Origin of the sequence: Gardnerella sp. DNF00038 (genome assembly GCF_049262855.1) — a bacterium.
In the GTDB taxonomy this organism is placed as follows: domain Bacteria; phylum Actinomycetota; class Actinomycetes; order Actinomycetales; family Bifidobacteriaceae; genus Bifidobacterium; species Bifidobacterium vaginale.
Genome location: NZ_CP058407.1, coordinates 1,349,448 through 1,367,320 on the forward strand (window position 1 = coordinate 1,349,448; position 17,873 = coordinate 1,367,320).

Genomic DNA, 17,873 nt, shown 5'->3' on the forward strand with positions numbered 1-17,873 from the left:
CGATTAATTCAAAACAAATCTTTTTGCCGAATACCTTTGCAAAGGAGTCCAGAACAGTCGATTACTTAACACCACTATTAAGCTCATAACCGTTACTCCCACAAGCGTTTTTACAGAATCACCAACGGTTGTTGCATTCGTAATATACGCGCCCAAACCTTGAGTTGCCATGTGATTCTTGCCGTATTCCACAATCTCTGACACAATCGAAGCGTTCCAAGCACCACCAGCGGCAGTAATTCCGCCAGTGCACCAGGATCCAAAAATCGCAGGCAAAACAAGAGTCTTCCACTTGAGCATACGATTTAATCTAAAGCTTCTTGTCATTTCTCTTAAATCATCTGGAATCGCGCTAGCGCCTGCAATAACGTTAAACAGAATGTACCATTGCGTGCCAAGCGCCATCAAAATAATACTTCCCCATCCAAGGTCAATGTGCCAAGCCATAAACCACATCATTGCAAATGGGAACACAAAGTTTGCTGGGAAGCTAGCCAGAATTTGCACAACAGGTTGCATAATTCGCGAAATCTTAGGATTCATGCCAATATATACGCCTACTGGAACCCAAATCAGCGAGCTCACAAAAATCAACACAGCTACGCGAGCAAAAGTCAAAGCTCCTAACGCTCCAGCTGTAGCAAACTCCTGCAAACCTGTGCGAGTTGCTACAAAGTAAAGCATTTGAGCAGCAAGCCCCAAAATCAGCACAGCCATAACAATGTTGAAAACCAAGTCGCCAAGTTTACGCTGTGATGCTTTACGCGGCCACTGTGAACCTGTGCGTCCGAATGGTCGTGTAATAATTTCAAGCCATTCGCGAATCGGAGAAAACAGCTTGCTAATAACTTCGTCGGCATGCGAATGACGAATAAGTGTCAAAACAGCACTCTTTCGTTCTTCGTCGGATGCGCTTTGAGTTATGCGGAATCGTTCTGCCCAGGCGGTAAGCGGCTTCCAAAGGAAGAAGTCAATCGCTAGCACAACAACAATCATGGATAAAATAGCCCACCAAATGTTTCCAAGCTTGTTTTCTGCTGCAGATTGCGCCACAAAACTACCTACTCCAGGCAGCGCGTAAGTGTGATTGTTTACGGAAATCATTTCGGAAGCAGTAAGGAAGAACCATCCGCCGCCAACGCTCATCATGCAATTCCAAAGCAGCGGAATCATTGCGTTTGGCATATCTAGTACCCAGAATCGCTGCCAATGCGTAAGTTGCAAGCTGCGCACTGCCTCGTCTAGCTCTTTTGGCTCGCTTAAAAGCGAACGGTGGAACGAGAAAGTCATATTCCAAGCCTGGCTTGTAAAAATCGCAAAAATCGAAGCGGCTTCAACGCCCATCATCGATCCTGGGAAAATCACCAGCCAAATCGTTACTGTAGCCGAAAGGAAGCCAAGAATTGGAACGGATTGCAAAATGTCTAGCAACGGAATAAGAACCTTGCCTAGTCGGCGGCTGCGCGCTGCAAGAGATCCGTAAATAATGGTAAAAATCAGCGATGCTATAAGCGCAAGCATCATACGAAACACGGATCTAAGCGTGTAGTAAGGCAAATTAATAAGGTCAGTTGAAACTGCAGAAGGTATTCCTTTAGGTCCAATCGGCTGGTTAATGCGCTGCAAAAGGAAAGCGCTTACTCCAAAAAGCGCGATTATACCAACGCACACAATAATGTCGGACCAAAAACGAGTGTTTTCGTCTACTTGCGTACTAGCACCGTTTTTTCCAGATGTTGTAAATATTGTCATGATAAGTCCTCTGGGAACGCGTATTTTTACACGCGTTTGCCGCTTATCACCACTATTTTTTGCGTTTATCTTAAATTTCGCTTAGAATTTTAGACTTTATTTTAGAAGCGCTTATTTAGCGCGCGGTTGCTGGCGACTTATCCCAACAAATCAAATAAAATAAAATCTTTAATCGCAAAACCTGTAATCGCAAACATTTTGGCGGTGACTGCCGGTTTTTTATATTCATCTTTTGTATATTCAGGGGGAACGTCTGTACTACTACTAATACTGTCTGAATCGTCACTAACGGCATTAACTGTATTAGCACTTTGATTACAACTGGTACTACTGCTACTGTCATGTTTCACGGCAATCACCTCCTCTAGCTTGTGCGCGCCAACGCAAAACCGTATCATCGTATCATCATTGAACCGGACGGCAAGCAAGAAGACATAAGGTGATTTTTAAATCAAAAGAAATCAGCCTTAATCTTGTCGTTCAAGCTTCAGCTTCGCAGGGCGGTGGTGTTGCATTAGTCGAAGCCTTGAAATCGACAACGACTGTTGACCAACTTGCAGTGTCTCCACTGTGTTGCGGCAGCAACCCGTATCCCCGTGGTAGCCTTACCTACCGACCGTGCTCATTATAAATTATCACTGCTCTTGTGTCAACCTATTTTTGAATTGACTTGAGAAGATTAGCCACCACTTGCACCTGTAGTGCGATTGTATAGCGACACGCCGTAAATCAGGTACAAACGCACTACAAGAAAAATCGAGAATCTCGGTGTTTAAGCGATACGCAATTGCTCAAGCACGTAAGAGGGCTTGGTGATTCTTGGTCGAACAATATAAGAGCGGTAGCCGATACCAAATAATCCAATGATCAACCACTACAAACAAACTTCAACCTAAAAACAAAATCAAAGACAAAACGGAACAACCGCAACAACAACCAACACGTAATAGGCGGAGCGTTGTGAGACAAGAAACACCCAGCCCTCGCGCAACAGTAAGCAAGGAAATGCCTCGATTAGAGAAAAAGCCTCTTGAAGATTTAATCAACAAGAGGCTTTAAATCAACAATCAAATAAGATTGCTACACACTCACTTACTTGCGATGAGCGCGATAGAAGCGAATCAAGCTCTGGGTAGAAGCATCCTGAGCTGCCAAAGCATCGTCATCCTTAGAGATTGCAGGAGTAATCTGCTTTGCAAGCTGCTTGCCAAGCTCCACACCCCACTGATCGTAGGAATCCAATCCCCAAACAGTGCCTTCGACGAAGGTGATGTGCTCGTAGAGAGCGATCAACTCGCCCAAGCTAAATGGAGTCAAAGCTTCGCCAAAGATAGAAGTGGTTGGACGGTTTCCGCTAAATACGCGAGCTGGAACAATCTCTTCTGGAGTTCCTTCAGCGCGAACTTCGTCTGCCGTCTTGCCGAAAGCAAGAGCCTTAGTCTGTGCAAGATAGTTGCCCAAGAAGAGCTCGTGCACATCCTGATCGCCATCCTTAGTAGGATTTGGCGTGTTCACGAAAGCAATGAAGTCAGCTGGAATAAGCTGAGTGCCCTGGTGAATCAACTGGTAGAAAGCGTGCTGGCCGTTGGTGCCTGGCTCACCCCAGAAGATTTCGCCGGTTTCGCTTGTTACAGGAGTGCCGTCCCAGCGCACAGACTTACCGTTGGATTCCATGGTGAGCTGCTGCAAATAAGCTGGGAAACGGTGCAAGTACTGATCGTATGGAAGCACAGCGTGAGAAGCAACCTTGTAGAAGTTGCGGTACCAAACGTTGAGCATACCGAGAAGCACAACAACATTCTTCTCGAATGGGGTTTCAGCAAAGTAAGTATCGATTGCGTGGAAGCCCTTCAAGAACTCTTCGAAGCGCTCTGGTCCAAGAACTACAGCCAAAGAAGTGCCAACAGCGGAATCCACAGAGTAGCGGCCGCCAACCCAGTTCCAGAATCCGAAAGCGTTGGTTGGGTTAATGCCGAACTCTTCAACCTTCTCGAGGTTGGTGGAAACAGCCACGAAGTGCTTAGCAACAGCTTCAGCCTTCTTTGCGTCGCTGCCGTCAATAGCACCGCACTCCTGAAGCTTATTAAGCAACCAGGTACGAGCGGTACGAGCGTTGGTCAAAGTCTCCAAAGTGGTGAAAGTCTTGGAAACAATGATGAAAAGCGTGGTTTCTGGATCCAAATCCTTGGTCTTCTCTGCCATATCGTTTGGATCGATATTAGAAACGTAGCGAGCGCTAATACCAGCGTCAGCATATGGCTTCAAGGCTTCGTAAACCATGACTGGACCAAGGTCGGAACCGCCGATACCAATGTTTACAACGGTCTTGATGTTCTTGCCAGTAACGCCCTTCCAAGCGCCGGAGCGAACTTCGTTAGCAAAATCGTAAATGCGACCCAACACTTCACGCACGTCGGCAACTGTATCTTGACCGTCTACCATGAACTTACCAGCATCTTCGGCTGGACGACGCAAAGCGGTGTGCAATACTGCACGATCTTCGGTGTTGTTAATGTGCACGCCAGTGTACATCGCCTTAGTGCGCTCATCAAGCTTAACTGCCTTTGCAAGGTCGGCGAAAAGCTTAAGCGTCTCTGGCTTAATCAAATTCTTAGAAAGATCGAAGTGGAGGTCTCCAGCTTCGAAGCTCAACTTATCCACGCGATTTGCATCCTGAGCAAACCACTTCTTCAGGCTCACGCCTTCGGACTGCAATTCATCATAGTGCTTCTGTAAAGCAGCCCATTCAGGTGTTTTAACGGCGTCAACTGGTGGATTGATGGCCATTTCTTGGTCCTTTCATCTTGAATGAAGTGACGTGATGCCTTGTTTTATCAATCTTTAGGCACACTTGAACACGTTTTAATCACAATAATCATCGAGAATCATAGTGAACTATAAAGTAAACACGTGTAAATGCGCGCAAAGTGGAACTTGTGCATCACTATCTTCCAATTGCCAAGATACTCACAAAAGCGGACAGAAATACACTTTGACTAGAACACATGCGAACATTTGCGGCGCGTCATGCTAGACAAATTGCAAATATTAATATATAGTATTTGATTTGTGCGCGAGTCGCGAATGCTTCTCGGGCAAATTGCCACTTTAGCTCAGTCGGTAGAGCGTCTCACTCGTAATGAGAAGGTCGACAGTTCGATTCTGTCAAGTGGCTCTTAAAGTTTCTTTTTCGCTTGTTTTAGGCGATTTAAGCGCGAGTGGCGAAATGGTAGACGCGCAGGATTTAGGTTCCTGTGTCTTACGACATGTGGGTTCAAGTCCCATCTCGCGCACAAAAATGGACCAGATGCTATTGCACTTGGTCCATTTTTTCTCTTAAACTAAACAACCAGAGAAAATATTAACTCTTGGTCTAAAACTACACTCCAAAAGCATAAGTCTTAGTATCTTTGAGTGTACCATTAGATGTGTAGGCTTCAAAATGTGTCCAATAAATTCCAGGCTTAGGACTCCACAAAGCCCACGGACCCTTAAATTGGCTCACCCATTGTTTGGCGTTATAGTCATATATTTTGATAATCGTGTAACCATTAGGATTATTTGTAGTAGCACCTAGTAAAACATTGCTACCACGCCAAGCCGCATAAGTGCCAGAAATCACGGTATCACCTGTAAAAACAGGAGCCGGTGCATTTTGAATCTCATAATGGAAAGCAATGGTTTTGTTGCCCAAAGGCTTCTTAGTGAACGAATCACGAACATCACAGTGAAGCCAATAATCACCGTTGCTTGTCACCCAAGAAGCCCAATTGCTAACAGACCAGTCAGAAATAGTCTTCCACTGCTTATTAAGCAAATCGTAAGCAAGCCAGCGATATTCCATATGATTGTAAATACTACTACTTGCTGCGGCACCTACAGCTATATCGTTACTGCGAATAATCCACGTAAAATCGATGTGAGCGCGGCTTGTAGGCGTAGTTGGCCTAGTACCAAATGCATTTAAATCAACATTACCTTGAATTCCAGATACAGAACCGCTAGAAGTGTACTGCCAGCCGCCTAATGGTGTTGTAATGTTAAAAAGCGTACTGGCACCATAGCTAGCAACCCAGCTTGTACGATCGTGAATATATTGGGAATTAAGCGGACCGTTTAAATAATTAGCATAAGAATAAACACCTAGATTAGTGTATCCAGCAGAAGCAAGCTGGTTCCACCACGATGCAACAATATTCTGATAAACGTATGGATCAGTAGGTGGTTGATGCCCTGCCCACTCCCATCTTTCCAAATCATAGTAAACAGGGTATGCAAGGTCACTTGGATTAACGCCAGCACCTTGCAAAAGCCTTGCCACATCAGCACCTTCGGAAGCTCCATCAGAAGGCGTTTCAGCGTAGGAATAAACATAAACTCCAAAAGGAATACCTAAACGCTTGCATTCGTTAATATTTCGCACAGCATACTTGTCGTAACCATTATCCCAACCGTAGCTGATGCGAATTATCGCACCTTCTACTCCAGCGGCTTTAGCAGCAGCCCAATCAATTTCGTGCTGATGTTCAGAAACATCTATAACACCCCTAGCGTTATAAGCAAACATGTTTCCGTTGCCATCAAAGAATGATTGAGAACCATTGTAATCTTCCCATTCCACACCATAATTTGTTACAGGCAAATAGGCTTTGCGAACAATACCATCAGTTGTTGTGGCTGTTTTAGAAGACAATATTGTTGAATCTTTTGCTTTAGCAGAAGATTTAGACTCGTCTGGAATAGGCTGATTTGAGCTTATTAGACGAACTTTGGAAGGATTGGCGGAACTGGCAGAATTCGTAGAATTCGTAGAATTGTAGCGCTTAATTGCTTTTCGCAAATCTCCAACAGTAATAGGCGTAAAACGTCTTCCATCGCTCTTAGCAAGAGGATCTGGCTGCTTGTCTTTAGTGCCAATAATTTTAGGATCAGTAACAATATCGCCAGTTTTAAGAGATTTCAAATGACCAGTAGATGTAAGAGCATATTTTGAAGAAACTACTTCGTCACTATTCTTAAATGACGACGCCACTTTTGAAGGCAACTTAAAATCAGGATTATTGGCATCACCATCGGCAAAACCATTCAAACGATTATCTTCAGAAGAATTAATATTCCCATTATCTGCACTTTTTATTGCATTATTTTTGGCACTTCTTAATGAACTTCTTGATGAACTAGAATCAGAGCCTTCAAAAACACCACGTCCTTCAACATTAATAGATGGAGAAACGTTCATAACAAATGCAGCAGCAACAGAAACTAAACTTGCAATTACACGTACAATAATTTGTCCCACAACTCCTCCAGAGATATGCTTTTACGTGTTTTTACCTCATACAACCATAGCAATATGCGCAAACAGTAAAGAAACAAGTTGCAAATCATATAGAATAACGAAAAACACAAAAATAACTAGAACTAATCACGATATATTTAGAACAATCGGAATCAAAGAAATCACAGAAATCAAGTGGAGCGGATGACGGGAATCGGACCCGCGTCATCAGTTTGGAAGACTGATACTCTACCATTGAGCTACATCCGCAATTGCACGTAATGGAATTTTTATAAGACCCCAAAACAGCGACTCGAACAATTATACAGATGATTTTGACATAAAACAACTAACGACACTCCACTTAGATTCTCAAGAGCGTTGTAGCACACTATTAACATTCCCGCGTTTGTTCCCTTTTTATGCAAATACGACAACAAACGCGGGAAAAATACACAAAACCATACAGTGCAAATTGCAAAATATCTAAGCTATTTCTAGAATCACAAACGCAGATGCGATTGCAGATGCGTCTTCAAGCAAACCATCGTGGCTCAAAGAAACATGCCATCTAATAGAAAAGCCATTCTGTGCATTAATCATAGGAACCGTGCCTAAAGATTGCATAAGCTTTTCATTAACAGCATCATCAAGATGAACACTTGGGCAACCATAAGAATCATCTAAAATCTCAATACTCGCCCACGGTGTGTTATCTAGCGTGTAAGGATATTTTGCATCTCCAAACGAAGATAAAGCCTCACACCAAGATTTTATAACCGCCTCTTTTCCAGCCCAGCGCGCTGCAATATGCATCGCCTCAGCGTCGTTTTTTGAGTGCGCTCGCATGGCGCACTGTCTAAGCTCTCTCTGAGAAAACAGAGCACGCCAACCATCGCCATCATGCATCTGCTGAGCGAATTGTGCAACGTTTACCAAGTCGTGCCCTATTCCTGCAATCATACACACCTACTTTTAGTACATATACATACTTTTTTATGTTCTACGCAAAAATACTATATAAAATCTTGTATAAAATATATTTAAATCAACAATCACTTGCACGCTTTTACTGCAGTAGCAAACGCCGAAAAAGTCACCGGCAAATGTTTTCCAAAACTACAAAAACGACAGCAAACGCCAGAAAATTACGCCGCTACGACCTGCTTAAGCATGTGTACAAGAAACGCTACAAGTGTGATTAATTCATATGCGAATAAATTACTATAAAACGATAAAATTTTAGATAATTTTAAACAATCCGTCGTTATGCCAATATTTTATACATAGAGCACCCCCCCCCCCCGCAGGAAATTTTACAGTTATGGAACACTTAACAATAAAAAAATTACGACAAAATAGTAAAAATACGATATAATATTATGCAGCATGTATATAAGCGTACTTATTGTCTACCGTTGCTTTATGCAAACACAGAATTCGTATTTGAAGAAGAACTAGACACAAGTTTATATACGACACACATTAAGGAACGTTAAATTAAGAAGCACAAGAATAAAGGATTACGGATTATTATGGCAAATAACAACCGCAAAAAGCATGCACGCGAGCAAGTTGAGAGCTCGTTTAAAAACGTTGATTCATCTTCTGCGTATGCAACCATGCGCAAGGTGTCATTGAGCACACTTGCCACAGTTCTCACTGCAGCAACCTGCTTGGGTGGTCAGCCAATCCTCGCATCCTCTAATATTCTTCTTCCTCCAACTACGGCAGCTTTCGCGCAAGAAGTGCGTAACGCAGACACTACTCCTTGGCTACATACGCCGAATATTCTTGAGTTCCAAAGGTATCGCTTTGCTAACAGCAATGGAACAATCGGTCAAATAGGATCCGACGGTTTAGGTGATTACAGTAATACTACTAAAAAGTCGGATATGTATGCACACCTTGAAGAAAACAACGGTGCTAAGTATTTAGTCTTCGATGTGTTCTTTAACAACGATGGTAAAGATATGACTGGCGCTTCCAAACAACAACAGTATGTTTGGCAAATTCCTTTTGCAGTTGCTGACTTAAATAATGGTTATTACAATGGAGACACATTAAGTGATTTAAGCTTTAATTTTTATAAACGAAATAGCACTAGTCCACAAACAAAAAACGCTGTTCTTTCACGCGATTTTTCATTATTCACTAAAGAAGATAGCCAATCAGCAACACTTAGTAAGCCTTTGCAAGATGATCAGCACCTTGGAAATTCTATTTACAAAATAACCTTAGGCATAAGAGGAGGAAACAGCAACAAGCAAGATTTGAGTGATACTTTCCACAAGAATGCAGGCGACGGGGTTATTAGCAATGCTACAACATTGAGAGGCGTATATAGCGGCAAGAGCTACGGCATCGGCTTAAGAACTACAAACGTCGACTTTGCAGTGCACATGCATTGCAAAGTAAAGTTACGTCAAGGAGTCACTCTTGAAGACATCCAAGATGCTTATACATGGGCAAATACAAGTACTTATGGTAGAACGACTAACTCAGCATACACCTTTATTTCTGGTCGCGAGCGCTGGAGCGAACCAAATCTTAAGCGCACAAAAAGTGATAATTTGCCTCCAAAGTTATATTTGAACGGCAAAGAGATTGGCGATTCCAACAACAGCATTACCGTGTATCAGGGCGATACTCCTACAATCAAATTCGGAACATCTGACGACAGTGGAAAAGTAACGAAATTCTCTGTAAGCGGATTGCCAGACTTTGCTAAAAATGGCAATGTTGACGAGAAAAACGATAATGGTATTGATGCTAGCGAAAGCAATCCTCATACCAAGGTTATTAATAAGACTACATTTATACACAAAGATAAAAGTGGCAATCCTGTAAACTCCGACTACACGATTACTGTCTCTGCAACCGACACTTCTGGAAACAAAGCAGAAAAACAAGTAAAAATAAAACTTGAAAACCTTAATAAAAAGTACAAGGAGCCAACTGCTACACCGATTACTGTTGATTGGGGACATGCACTTACTGAAAACGACTTGAAGCCTCACGTTACTGGGATTGAAGGCGGAGGGAAACTCGTCTTTAATCCATTCCCTCAAACCAATATTCCACAAGAGTACTTTAATGGAAGGGAAACTCTTCCCACAAACGCATCTGCAAAAGTTGTGTACTCAGATAACTCGTATCACGTTGTCACGATTCCTGTAAACATTAAAAAGCCACTTTCTTTGCAACATAAGCTTAATGGAAATACCGTTAATGCTACTGTTGGCGAAGCTCTTAAAAAGATAAATGGCACCAACAAGGTTGACGCTAAGGAATATCTTGGCAATCTTGATAATGCTACTAAGAAGAACATCAAGAGCGCAGAGTGGGTTAATGGCGAGCCTTCCACAGCTGTTGCAGGAAAAAGAGAGTACACTGCTAAAGTCACGTTTAGCGATGGCAGCACAGCGGAAGAAAAGGTTACTTTCACGGTTCGCCCTCAAAAGCCTAAGATTGAAACTGATTTTACTGGTGTTGCAGGCGTAAAGGGCAAGGAAGTTGTAGTTAATGCAGGCCCTGGCACAGCTGGAAGCACTGTAACGCTTAAAGATAGCAAGGGCAATCAAATTGGAACTGGAAAAGTTGGCAACGATGGCAAAGTTACAATTACAGTTGCTAACGGCATTCCTGAAGGAAACATTACTGCAGTAACTACTACTGCAGATTCCGTAAGCTCTGACGCAAGCGACGCTAAGAAGGCTACTAAGGATGACAAAGCTCCAACGCTTACTGCCGATAAAGATAGCATTACCGTAAAAGTTGGCGACGATCTGAAGATACAGCTTACTGCAACAGATGATGTAAAGATTGAGTCTATTGACACAGCAACAGCAACGATGGCTCTGTTTAAAAATGACCCAACAAAGCTGCTTAGTAACCCAACTCGCGCTGGAGTCAAGTACGATTCTAAGAATAATACAGACACACAGAAGAAACTTACTTATACATTCTCTGGCTTTAAGCCTGAAGAAGTTGGCACTTATACTCTTACGTTCTCCGCAACTGATGCCGCTGGTCACAAAACAGAAAAAACTGTGACTGTAAAAGTGGAGAAAAAAGAAGACATTAAGTCAAAGAATATTGCTGTTGACTTAGGTCACAAGCTCACCGAAAAAGACGCCGAAAAAGCTATTGCCAACGGAAGAAAGCTTAAAAAAGCAGGCGCAACCTTCAAGTGGAGCACTGAAACTGGCGGAACTCCAGACACTTCCACTGTTGGCAAGGAAAAGACTGGAAAAGTTATTGTAACTATTCCTACTAACGACAAAAATCACCCACGCGTTGAAACTGTTGCTGTTAAGGTAACTGTTAGGGATAACGAAAGTCCTAAAGTTGCGATTCAGCAAAAGGGCGACGGTGGTACATATAACACCATTGATCCTGGATATCCAGATGGTCCAAAATACCCACCAGTATTTACTATCACTACGTACCGCGGTGATAAAAACGATATTAAGATTACCGCAACAGACAATAGCGGAGAAGTTACAACTCTTACTTTAACGCCTAAAACTCCAGGCGAGACAGAAAAAGCTCCTACTGGAACTGGCGCAACTGCAGATCCTAAGACTTTGACGCTTGACGGCACTACTCCACTCAACACTAAGCCTGGCGAGTATACGCGTACCTTAAAAGCGGTGGATCCTTCGGGCAATCCTAATGAAGTAACTGTTAAGTTTATTGTTAAGCCGCAATCCGACAAATATGGTGATGTTAAAGGCACGCCTGTTACGTACAACATGGGCAGCGGCACAAAGCATCCAGATCCTAAGAGCGGTATTGATCCAGAAGCAGTGAAGAAACTGCCTAAGGACGCTAAGTATTCTTGGGCTAAGGAACCAGATTGGAATAAGCCTAGCAAAGATACAACCGCTACAGTTCGCATAACGTTCCCAGACGGCTCAACTAAAGACGTGGAGACAAAAGTTACCGTTAATGACAATATCGCGCCTGTTATTGATAACCCTGCTACAAATCAGGTGAAACATGACGATAAACAAATGTACTACCAATTTAAAGTACATAAAGATAAGCCTTTTGATATTGAAATTAAGTCTTACGATAACAGCGGCAAGATTAGTAGCGCAACAATATCAACATTCCCAGGCTACGACGGAAAAATCACTGTTGACAATCAAAACGGAAATTCTGCAGAAAAGCCTGCAACTATTCATATTAAGGGCACTGGAAAGCGAGATCCGAATATAACCAATTCGTCAGACAATAAGTGGTCTCGTGAGCTTGTTGTTACAGACGAAGCTGGCAACGAGTCTAAGCTTAAGGTTCAGATTTCCGTATACACGGATGCTGAAGAGCATAAGGCTACCGCATCTAAAGTTGATAATCCTAAAAATAAAGATGCAATTAAAAACGCTATTAAAATCACTAAATATGACAATCCAAATACGCCAATCAATAAGACTGGCATAACATTTGACGTTGGAGATATTCCTACCCAAGATGGAAATTACGCTATTCCTGTAACTGTTAAATATCCAGATGGATCTTCCAGCAAGATTGAAGTGCCTATTGTCGTTAATAGGGAGTCCAACAACTATGACCCTGTTGGTAAAACTATTACAGTTCCATGGAATTCAAAAGAAGATCTTTCCAATAAGATTAAATCCTTCGGTGAAAGCAATGGCTTGAAGTGGAACGGCGACTCTCCAAAGCAAGATCCAACAGTAGAAATCGTCAACACGAAAGACGTTCCAAGCACCGATAAGCCTGGCGAAAGCCAAGTGCAGGTTAAGGTTACGTATTCGGATGGCTCTAGTGACGTTGCAACAGTAACTGTTAAAGTGCTGAAGCCACAAAGCGAAACTTATACGCCAGAAGGTCAAACAATTAACATTGACTACAATAAGACGCCGAATACAGGTATATCCAGCAAGATTACCGGCGTTGGCAAGGATAAAGGCATTAGCTTTGGTAAAGATAAGCAAGGCAAAGATATAACGCTTCCAGAAGGCGCAAGTATTGCTATTGACGACAAAGCTAAGACTGTTCCAGATGGCACTCAGCCTGGTACTTTCGATATTCCTGTAACCATTACATATAAGGATGGCTCTAAAGATCACGCAACAGTAAAGGTTACTGTAGGAAAGCCTCAAAGTGAAACTCATACGCCAAAGGTTGACGGCGGAATCACTAAGAAGTATGGAGAAAGTGGCCCTTCTGACAATGACATCATTGCTAAAGTCACTGTTCCAAATAAACCAAATGGTACAACAATTACAGTTGATAAAGGTCAAACACCTATCGACACTAAGACTCCTGGAACCGTAAACGTTAAGGTTACTGTTAAGTATCCTGACGGTTCTGAGGATCACGTGGAAGTTCCTGTAACAGTTGGCGAGCCAGATAACGAGACCTACAAACCAGGCGCAGAAGCTATCAACAAGAAGCGTAATGATCCAGCACCTACTGCTGAAGACATTAAGAATGCTGTGAAGACTTCTACAGTTGATGGCAAGACTCCAGATAAATCTAAAACAAAAGTAGAGCTTGTAGATCCAAAAACTCCTCTACCAACTACAGATAAGACTGGCACAACTAACGTACCTGTTAAGGTCACATATCCAGATGGTTCCAGCACTGTTGTGCAAGTGCCTGTAGTAGTTACAGATACCGATGCCACTGCAAACACTCCTGCAGTTGACCCTGTGGAAGAGCCGTATGGCACTGGTAAAGAAAAGACCAAGAAAGCTGTTACGGATGCTGTAACTGTTCCTGATTTTAAGCCAAAGAAGGATGGCGATAAGCCAAAAGTCACCATCACCAGCAAAGATGAGGATATTCCAGACGGCACAAAGCCTGGCACTTATCACGTTAAGGTTAAGGTCACGTACCCGGATAACACAACTGATGAAGTTACTGTTGATGTGACTATTAAGAACAAGCAGTCGGATACTTTCGAGCCAAAGGTAACACCTGTTGTTAAGCCGTTTGGCAAGAAGGTTACATCTGATGATGTAACAGGCAATGTAACTGTTCCTGATTGGTCAAAAGATTCAAAGGAACAACCAAAGATTGAGTTGAACGAGCCTAATACAAAGCTTCCAGATGGTAAGACTCCTGGAAACTCTACTGTTAAGGTTAAAGTCACCTACCCAGATGGCACGACTGACATTGTTGACGTGCCAGTAACTATTAGCAATAAGCAGTCTGAACTTTACCCACCTAAGGCAGATAATCTTGAAAAAGATAATGGTCAAAAGCCTTCGGACGACGAAATTATTGGCAAAGTAAGTGTTCCTACCTGGCCAACGAACGAAACAAATAAGCCAACTTACTCTATTGCTGAGGGAGATAAGTCTAAGATCCCTAATGGAGATAAGGCTGGCAAGTTTGAAGTGCCTGTAACAGTTACGTATCCGGATGGATCAACAACTGTTATTAACGTACCTGTAACTATTAAGTCTCCAACTGCTACAGCTAAAGTTGTGACTGTGCCAAAGGGCGTGGAACCTAAGCCAGAGGACAGCATTGCCAATAAGGATAAGTTCCCTGATGGCACTAAGTTCGAGTGGGATAACAACGGAAAACCAGACACATCTAAGGAAGGTAACAGCGTAAAAGGCAAAGTAAAGATTACTATTCCTGGATCTGATACTCCTCAAGAAGTTGAAGTAAAGGTTAACGTTGTTGACCCAAGTGCATCTGAAGTCAACGTGCCACAGGGCAAGGATTTGCCAGAAGCTAAGGATGTTATTAAGGATTCTCACGATACTAGTAAGTTCCCTAATGGCACTACGTTCGAGTGGAAACCTGAAGATAAACCAGATACTAACAATCCTGGCGCAAAGAATGGCAAGATTATTGTTACTATTCCAGGTCAAAAGCCTGTGGAAGTGTCTGTAACAGTGAACGTTTTGCCAAAGCCAGAAGCGAATGTTGTGAACGTTCCACAAAATGGCACATTGCCAGAAGCTAAGGATGTTATTAAGGATTCTAGCGATACCAGTAAGTTCCCTAATGGCACTACGTTCGAGTGGGAAGATAGTGGCAAACCAACTACAGATACCGTTGGAGAAAAGACAGGCGGTAAAGTAAAAGTCACCATTCCAGGTGTAAATGGCAAGTCTGGTTATACGATTGATGTTCCTGTAACTGTGAACGTAAACCCTGTGCCTATAGCAAAGGAAACCACCGTCCCACAGAACAGCAATCCTGATCCTAAGAACAGCATTGATAACAACAACAAACTCCCTAAGGGAACCACATTCGAGTGGAAGAAAGATGCTGCCCCAAAGACCGACAAGCCAGGCACTGCTAGTGGCACAGTGATTGTCAAGATTCCAGGGCAAGCACCTCAAGAAGCGCCAGTAACAATTACTGTGACACCAGAACCTGTCGCAAACGACGTAACTGTGTTGCAAAAGAAGAATGGTGACACAACTGACACTACTCCTAAGCCAGAGGATGTTATTAAGAATCATAAGGATCTACCTAAGGATGCTAGTATTTCTTGGAAGAAGAAGCCTGATACATCAAAGACTGGCAACCAACCAGGCGTTGTGACCGTTAAAGTGCCAGGCGAGCCAGATGTTGACATTTCAGTCAATGTGTTCGTTGTGCCAAATCCAGCCGGTAAAACGGTGAGCGTACATGTTGGTGATTCTCCAAGCGCAGAAAACAGCATTGCCAATAAGGATGAGTTACCTAACGGAACCAAGTTTGCTTGGGCAACTAACGGTACTCCAGATACCAAGACAGCTGGAAACAATAAGAGCGGCACTGTCGTGGTAACTATTCCGGGTATCGCAAATCCTGTGAACGTACCAGTAACAGTAAACGTTGTGGCACAGAACAAGCCATTTATCAACGATGGTAAAGCCGAAAACAAGCCTGGTGATAAAGGTTCTGCAGATAATGGCAAGACAACTATTACTGGTAAGGGAACTCCTGAAGCCACTATCAAGGTTCAAAACAGCAATGGCACCGCATTGAAGGATGGCGATAAAGAAATAACTGTCACTGTAGATAAAGATGGCAACTTTACCGTTGATGTTCCTCATCAGACCCCTGGCACAACACTCAAGCTTGTTCCAAACAAGGGTGGAGTTGATGGTGATGCAACTACTGTAACCGTCACTGCTAAACCACAAAAGCCAACGATTACGGTACCAACCGACAACCAGAAGAACGACGGAAACGTAACTGTAACTCCGCCAACTGATGACACAACGGTTGTAAAGATTGAAATCAATGCTAAGCCAAATTCAATCAATGGTCCAGAACAGCCAGTTCGCACAATTATTGCTAAGAAGGATAACAATGGTAAGTGGAAGATTGACGGAGACGCTCCAGAAGGCGTAACCGTTAATCCGCAAACTGGCGTTGTTACGATTCCAGCAAAGAATTTGGAGGATGGCAGTACTATTACTGCAGTATCTAAGAACAAGACGGACAAACCATCTGATCCCGCTACTGCTGTAACTGGCTTTAAGACTCCACAGATTAGTGAGCAAACGCTAAAAGACAATCCAGATGATTCTACTAAACAAATCATCACTGGAAAGACTCTTCCGGGCGCAACAGTAACTGTTACCGATAACAATGGCAATCAAATCGGAACTGGTACCGCAGATAAAGATGGCAACTTCACTATTACTATCGACAAGCAAAAGCCTGGTGCCATCGTCACCCTCACACCAACCAACGGTAAGGGTGATGGTGCAAAGACAGGCGATAGCGTAAATATTACTGTCAACGGAAATATAACTAAGCCAAAGATTGACACTCCAGCCGAGGGTGGTGCTAGCGTGACGCCTGATCTCACGGATACGCGCGTGAACAAGGTTGTAGTTACTTACACTCCAGAAGGCAGTGAAACAACCGCAACGATTACTGTTGTTGCTGAAGGCGACAAGCATGAGTGGAAGATTGACGGAGACGCTCCAGAAGGCGTAACCGTTAATCCGCAAACTGGCGTTGTTACGATTCCAGCAAACAAGATTAAGCACGGTAGCACTATTACTGCGCAATCAGAAGACAGTAGCGATAAGACTGGCAAGAGCAAGTCAGAAGTGGTAACTGCTAAAGTTGGCGAAAAGGAGAAGCCTGCACCAGAACCAACGCCAACGCCTGCGGGTGAGCCGACTATACTCACGCCACAAGATGGTGTTGAGCAAGGTTCCGCAACTGTTACCCCACCAGCAGATGCTGATACTCTAGAAATCACGTATATTCCAGAAGGCGATACAACGACTCCTGTAACAATTACCGTGAAGAAAGATAAGAATGGTAACTGGACTATTAACGGTAATACTCCAACCGGCGTGACTGTTGATCCTAAGACTGGTAAAGTCACCATCCCTGCAACCCAAATCAAGGATGGTAGTACGATTACCGCGCAAGCCAAGAAGAATGGTCAACCATCCAACAAGGCAAACGGTAAAGTAGGAAACAACCCAACCAAGAAACCAACACCAACGCCAGAACCGGCACCGACACCGGAACCAGCACCTGCGCCAACCCTAGAACATGAATCTGGTTCTCATGATTCTGATGAACACACTGGCAACAGTGAAAACAACAGGAATAAGAGCAATAACACTCAGTTACAAGCTCCTAAGTCTCCTGCACATCACTCCTCCGGTCATGTTGCGCAATCAAAGTTAACCAATACAGGCTCTGCAATTGCTGCAGCAAGCACTGTTGCTGCACTCGCAGGCGCAATAGGTGCTGCACTCGCAGTCATTATTCGCAGGAAGAAGCGCGACTAAACGTTGGTGGTGCAACAAATATTAAAATTGAATAAATAATATACATATGCTCCGTGATAAAAGGGTTCGCAAAATTTACGACAACTCTTCAACCA

Annotated in this window: 6 protein-coding genes, 3 tRNA genes and 1 riboswitch; of the genes, 3 read left to right on the forward strand and 6 right to left on the reverse strand. The window is 43.2% G+C overall.

Annotated features, from left to right (window positions below; genetic code table 11):
• Window positions 1-3: 3 nt before the first annotated feature.
• The 3 genes from HXT19_RS05230 to pgi form a co-directional block, all read right to left on the reverse strand.
• Complete coding sequence (locus HXT19_RS05230; protein WP_004114453.1) at window positions 4-1,752, reverse strand: ABC transporter permease; 1,749 nt, start codon at window positions 1,750-1,752, stop codon at window positions 4-6.
• Window positions 1,753-1,889: 137 nt separating this feature from the next.
• Window positions 1,890-2,102: a hypothetical protein gene (locus HXT19_RS05235; protein ID WP_226913173.1), complete on the reverse strand. Its 213-nt coding sequence runs from the start codon at window positions 2,100-2,102 to the stop codon at window positions 1,890-1,892.
• Window positions 2,103-2,215: 113 nt separating this feature from the next.
• Window positions 2,216-2,376, reverse strand: a riboswitch (M-box (ykoK) riboswitch).
• A 468-nt stretch (window positions 2,377-2,844) separates the two neighbouring features.
• Window positions 2,845-4,539 carry a glucose-6-phosphate isomerase gene (pgi, locus tag HXT19_RS05240; RefSeq protein ID WP_174190809.1) on the reverse strand — a complete coding sequence of 565 codons (1,695 nt, stop codon included), beginning with the start codon at window positions 4,537-4,539 and terminating at the stop codon, window positions 2,845-2,847.
• Between the two features lie 315 nt (window positions 4,540-4,854).
• On the opposite strand from pgi, the gene HXT19_RS05245 reads away from it, so the two are divergent.
• Both HXT19_RS05245 and HXT19_RS05250 read left to right on the forward strand, forming a co-directional pair.
• Window positions 4,855-4,927 (forward strand) — tRNA-Thr (locus HXT19_RS05245).
• A gap of 37 nt (window positions 4,928-4,964) precedes the next feature.
• Window positions 4,965-5,045 (forward strand) — tRNA-Leu (locus HXT19_RS05250).
• Between the two features lie 86 nt (window positions 5,046-5,131).
• Here HXT19_RS05250 and HXT19_RS05255 read toward each other — a convergent pair.
• The 3 genes from HXT19_RS05255 to HXT19_RS05265 all read right to left on the reverse strand — a co-directional run bounded on the left by HXT19_RS05255 (window position 5,132) and on the right by HXT19_RS05265 (window position 7,993).
• A complete protein-coding gene (locus HXT19_RS05255; protein WP_422119659.1) occupies window positions 5,132-7,051 on the reverse strand; it encodes a glycoside hydrolase family 25 protein in 1,920 nt (639 codons plus the stop codon).
• A 175-nt stretch (window positions 7,052-7,226) separates the two neighbouring features.
• Window positions 7,227-7,300, reverse strand: a tRNA-Gly gene (locus tag HXT19_RS05260).
• A gap of 216 nt (window positions 7,301-7,516) precedes the next feature.
• The gene (locus HXT19_RS05265) at window positions 7,517-7,993 is read right to left on the reverse strand and encodes a holo-ACP synthase (protein WP_004573780.1); all 477 of its coding nucleotides are present in this window, start codon (window positions 7,991-7,993) and stop codon (window positions 7,517-7,519) included.
• A gap of 572 nt (window positions 7,994-8,565) precedes the next feature.
• On the opposite strand from HXT19_RS05265, the gene HXT19_RS05270 reads away from it, so the two are divergent.
• A complete protein-coding gene (locus HXT19_RS05270; protein WP_422119660.1) occupies window positions 8,566-17,778 on the forward strand; it encodes a Rib/alpha-like domain-containing protein in 9,213 nt (3,070 codons plus the stop codon).
• The last annotated feature ends 95 nt before the right edge of the window (window positions 17,779-17,873 follow it).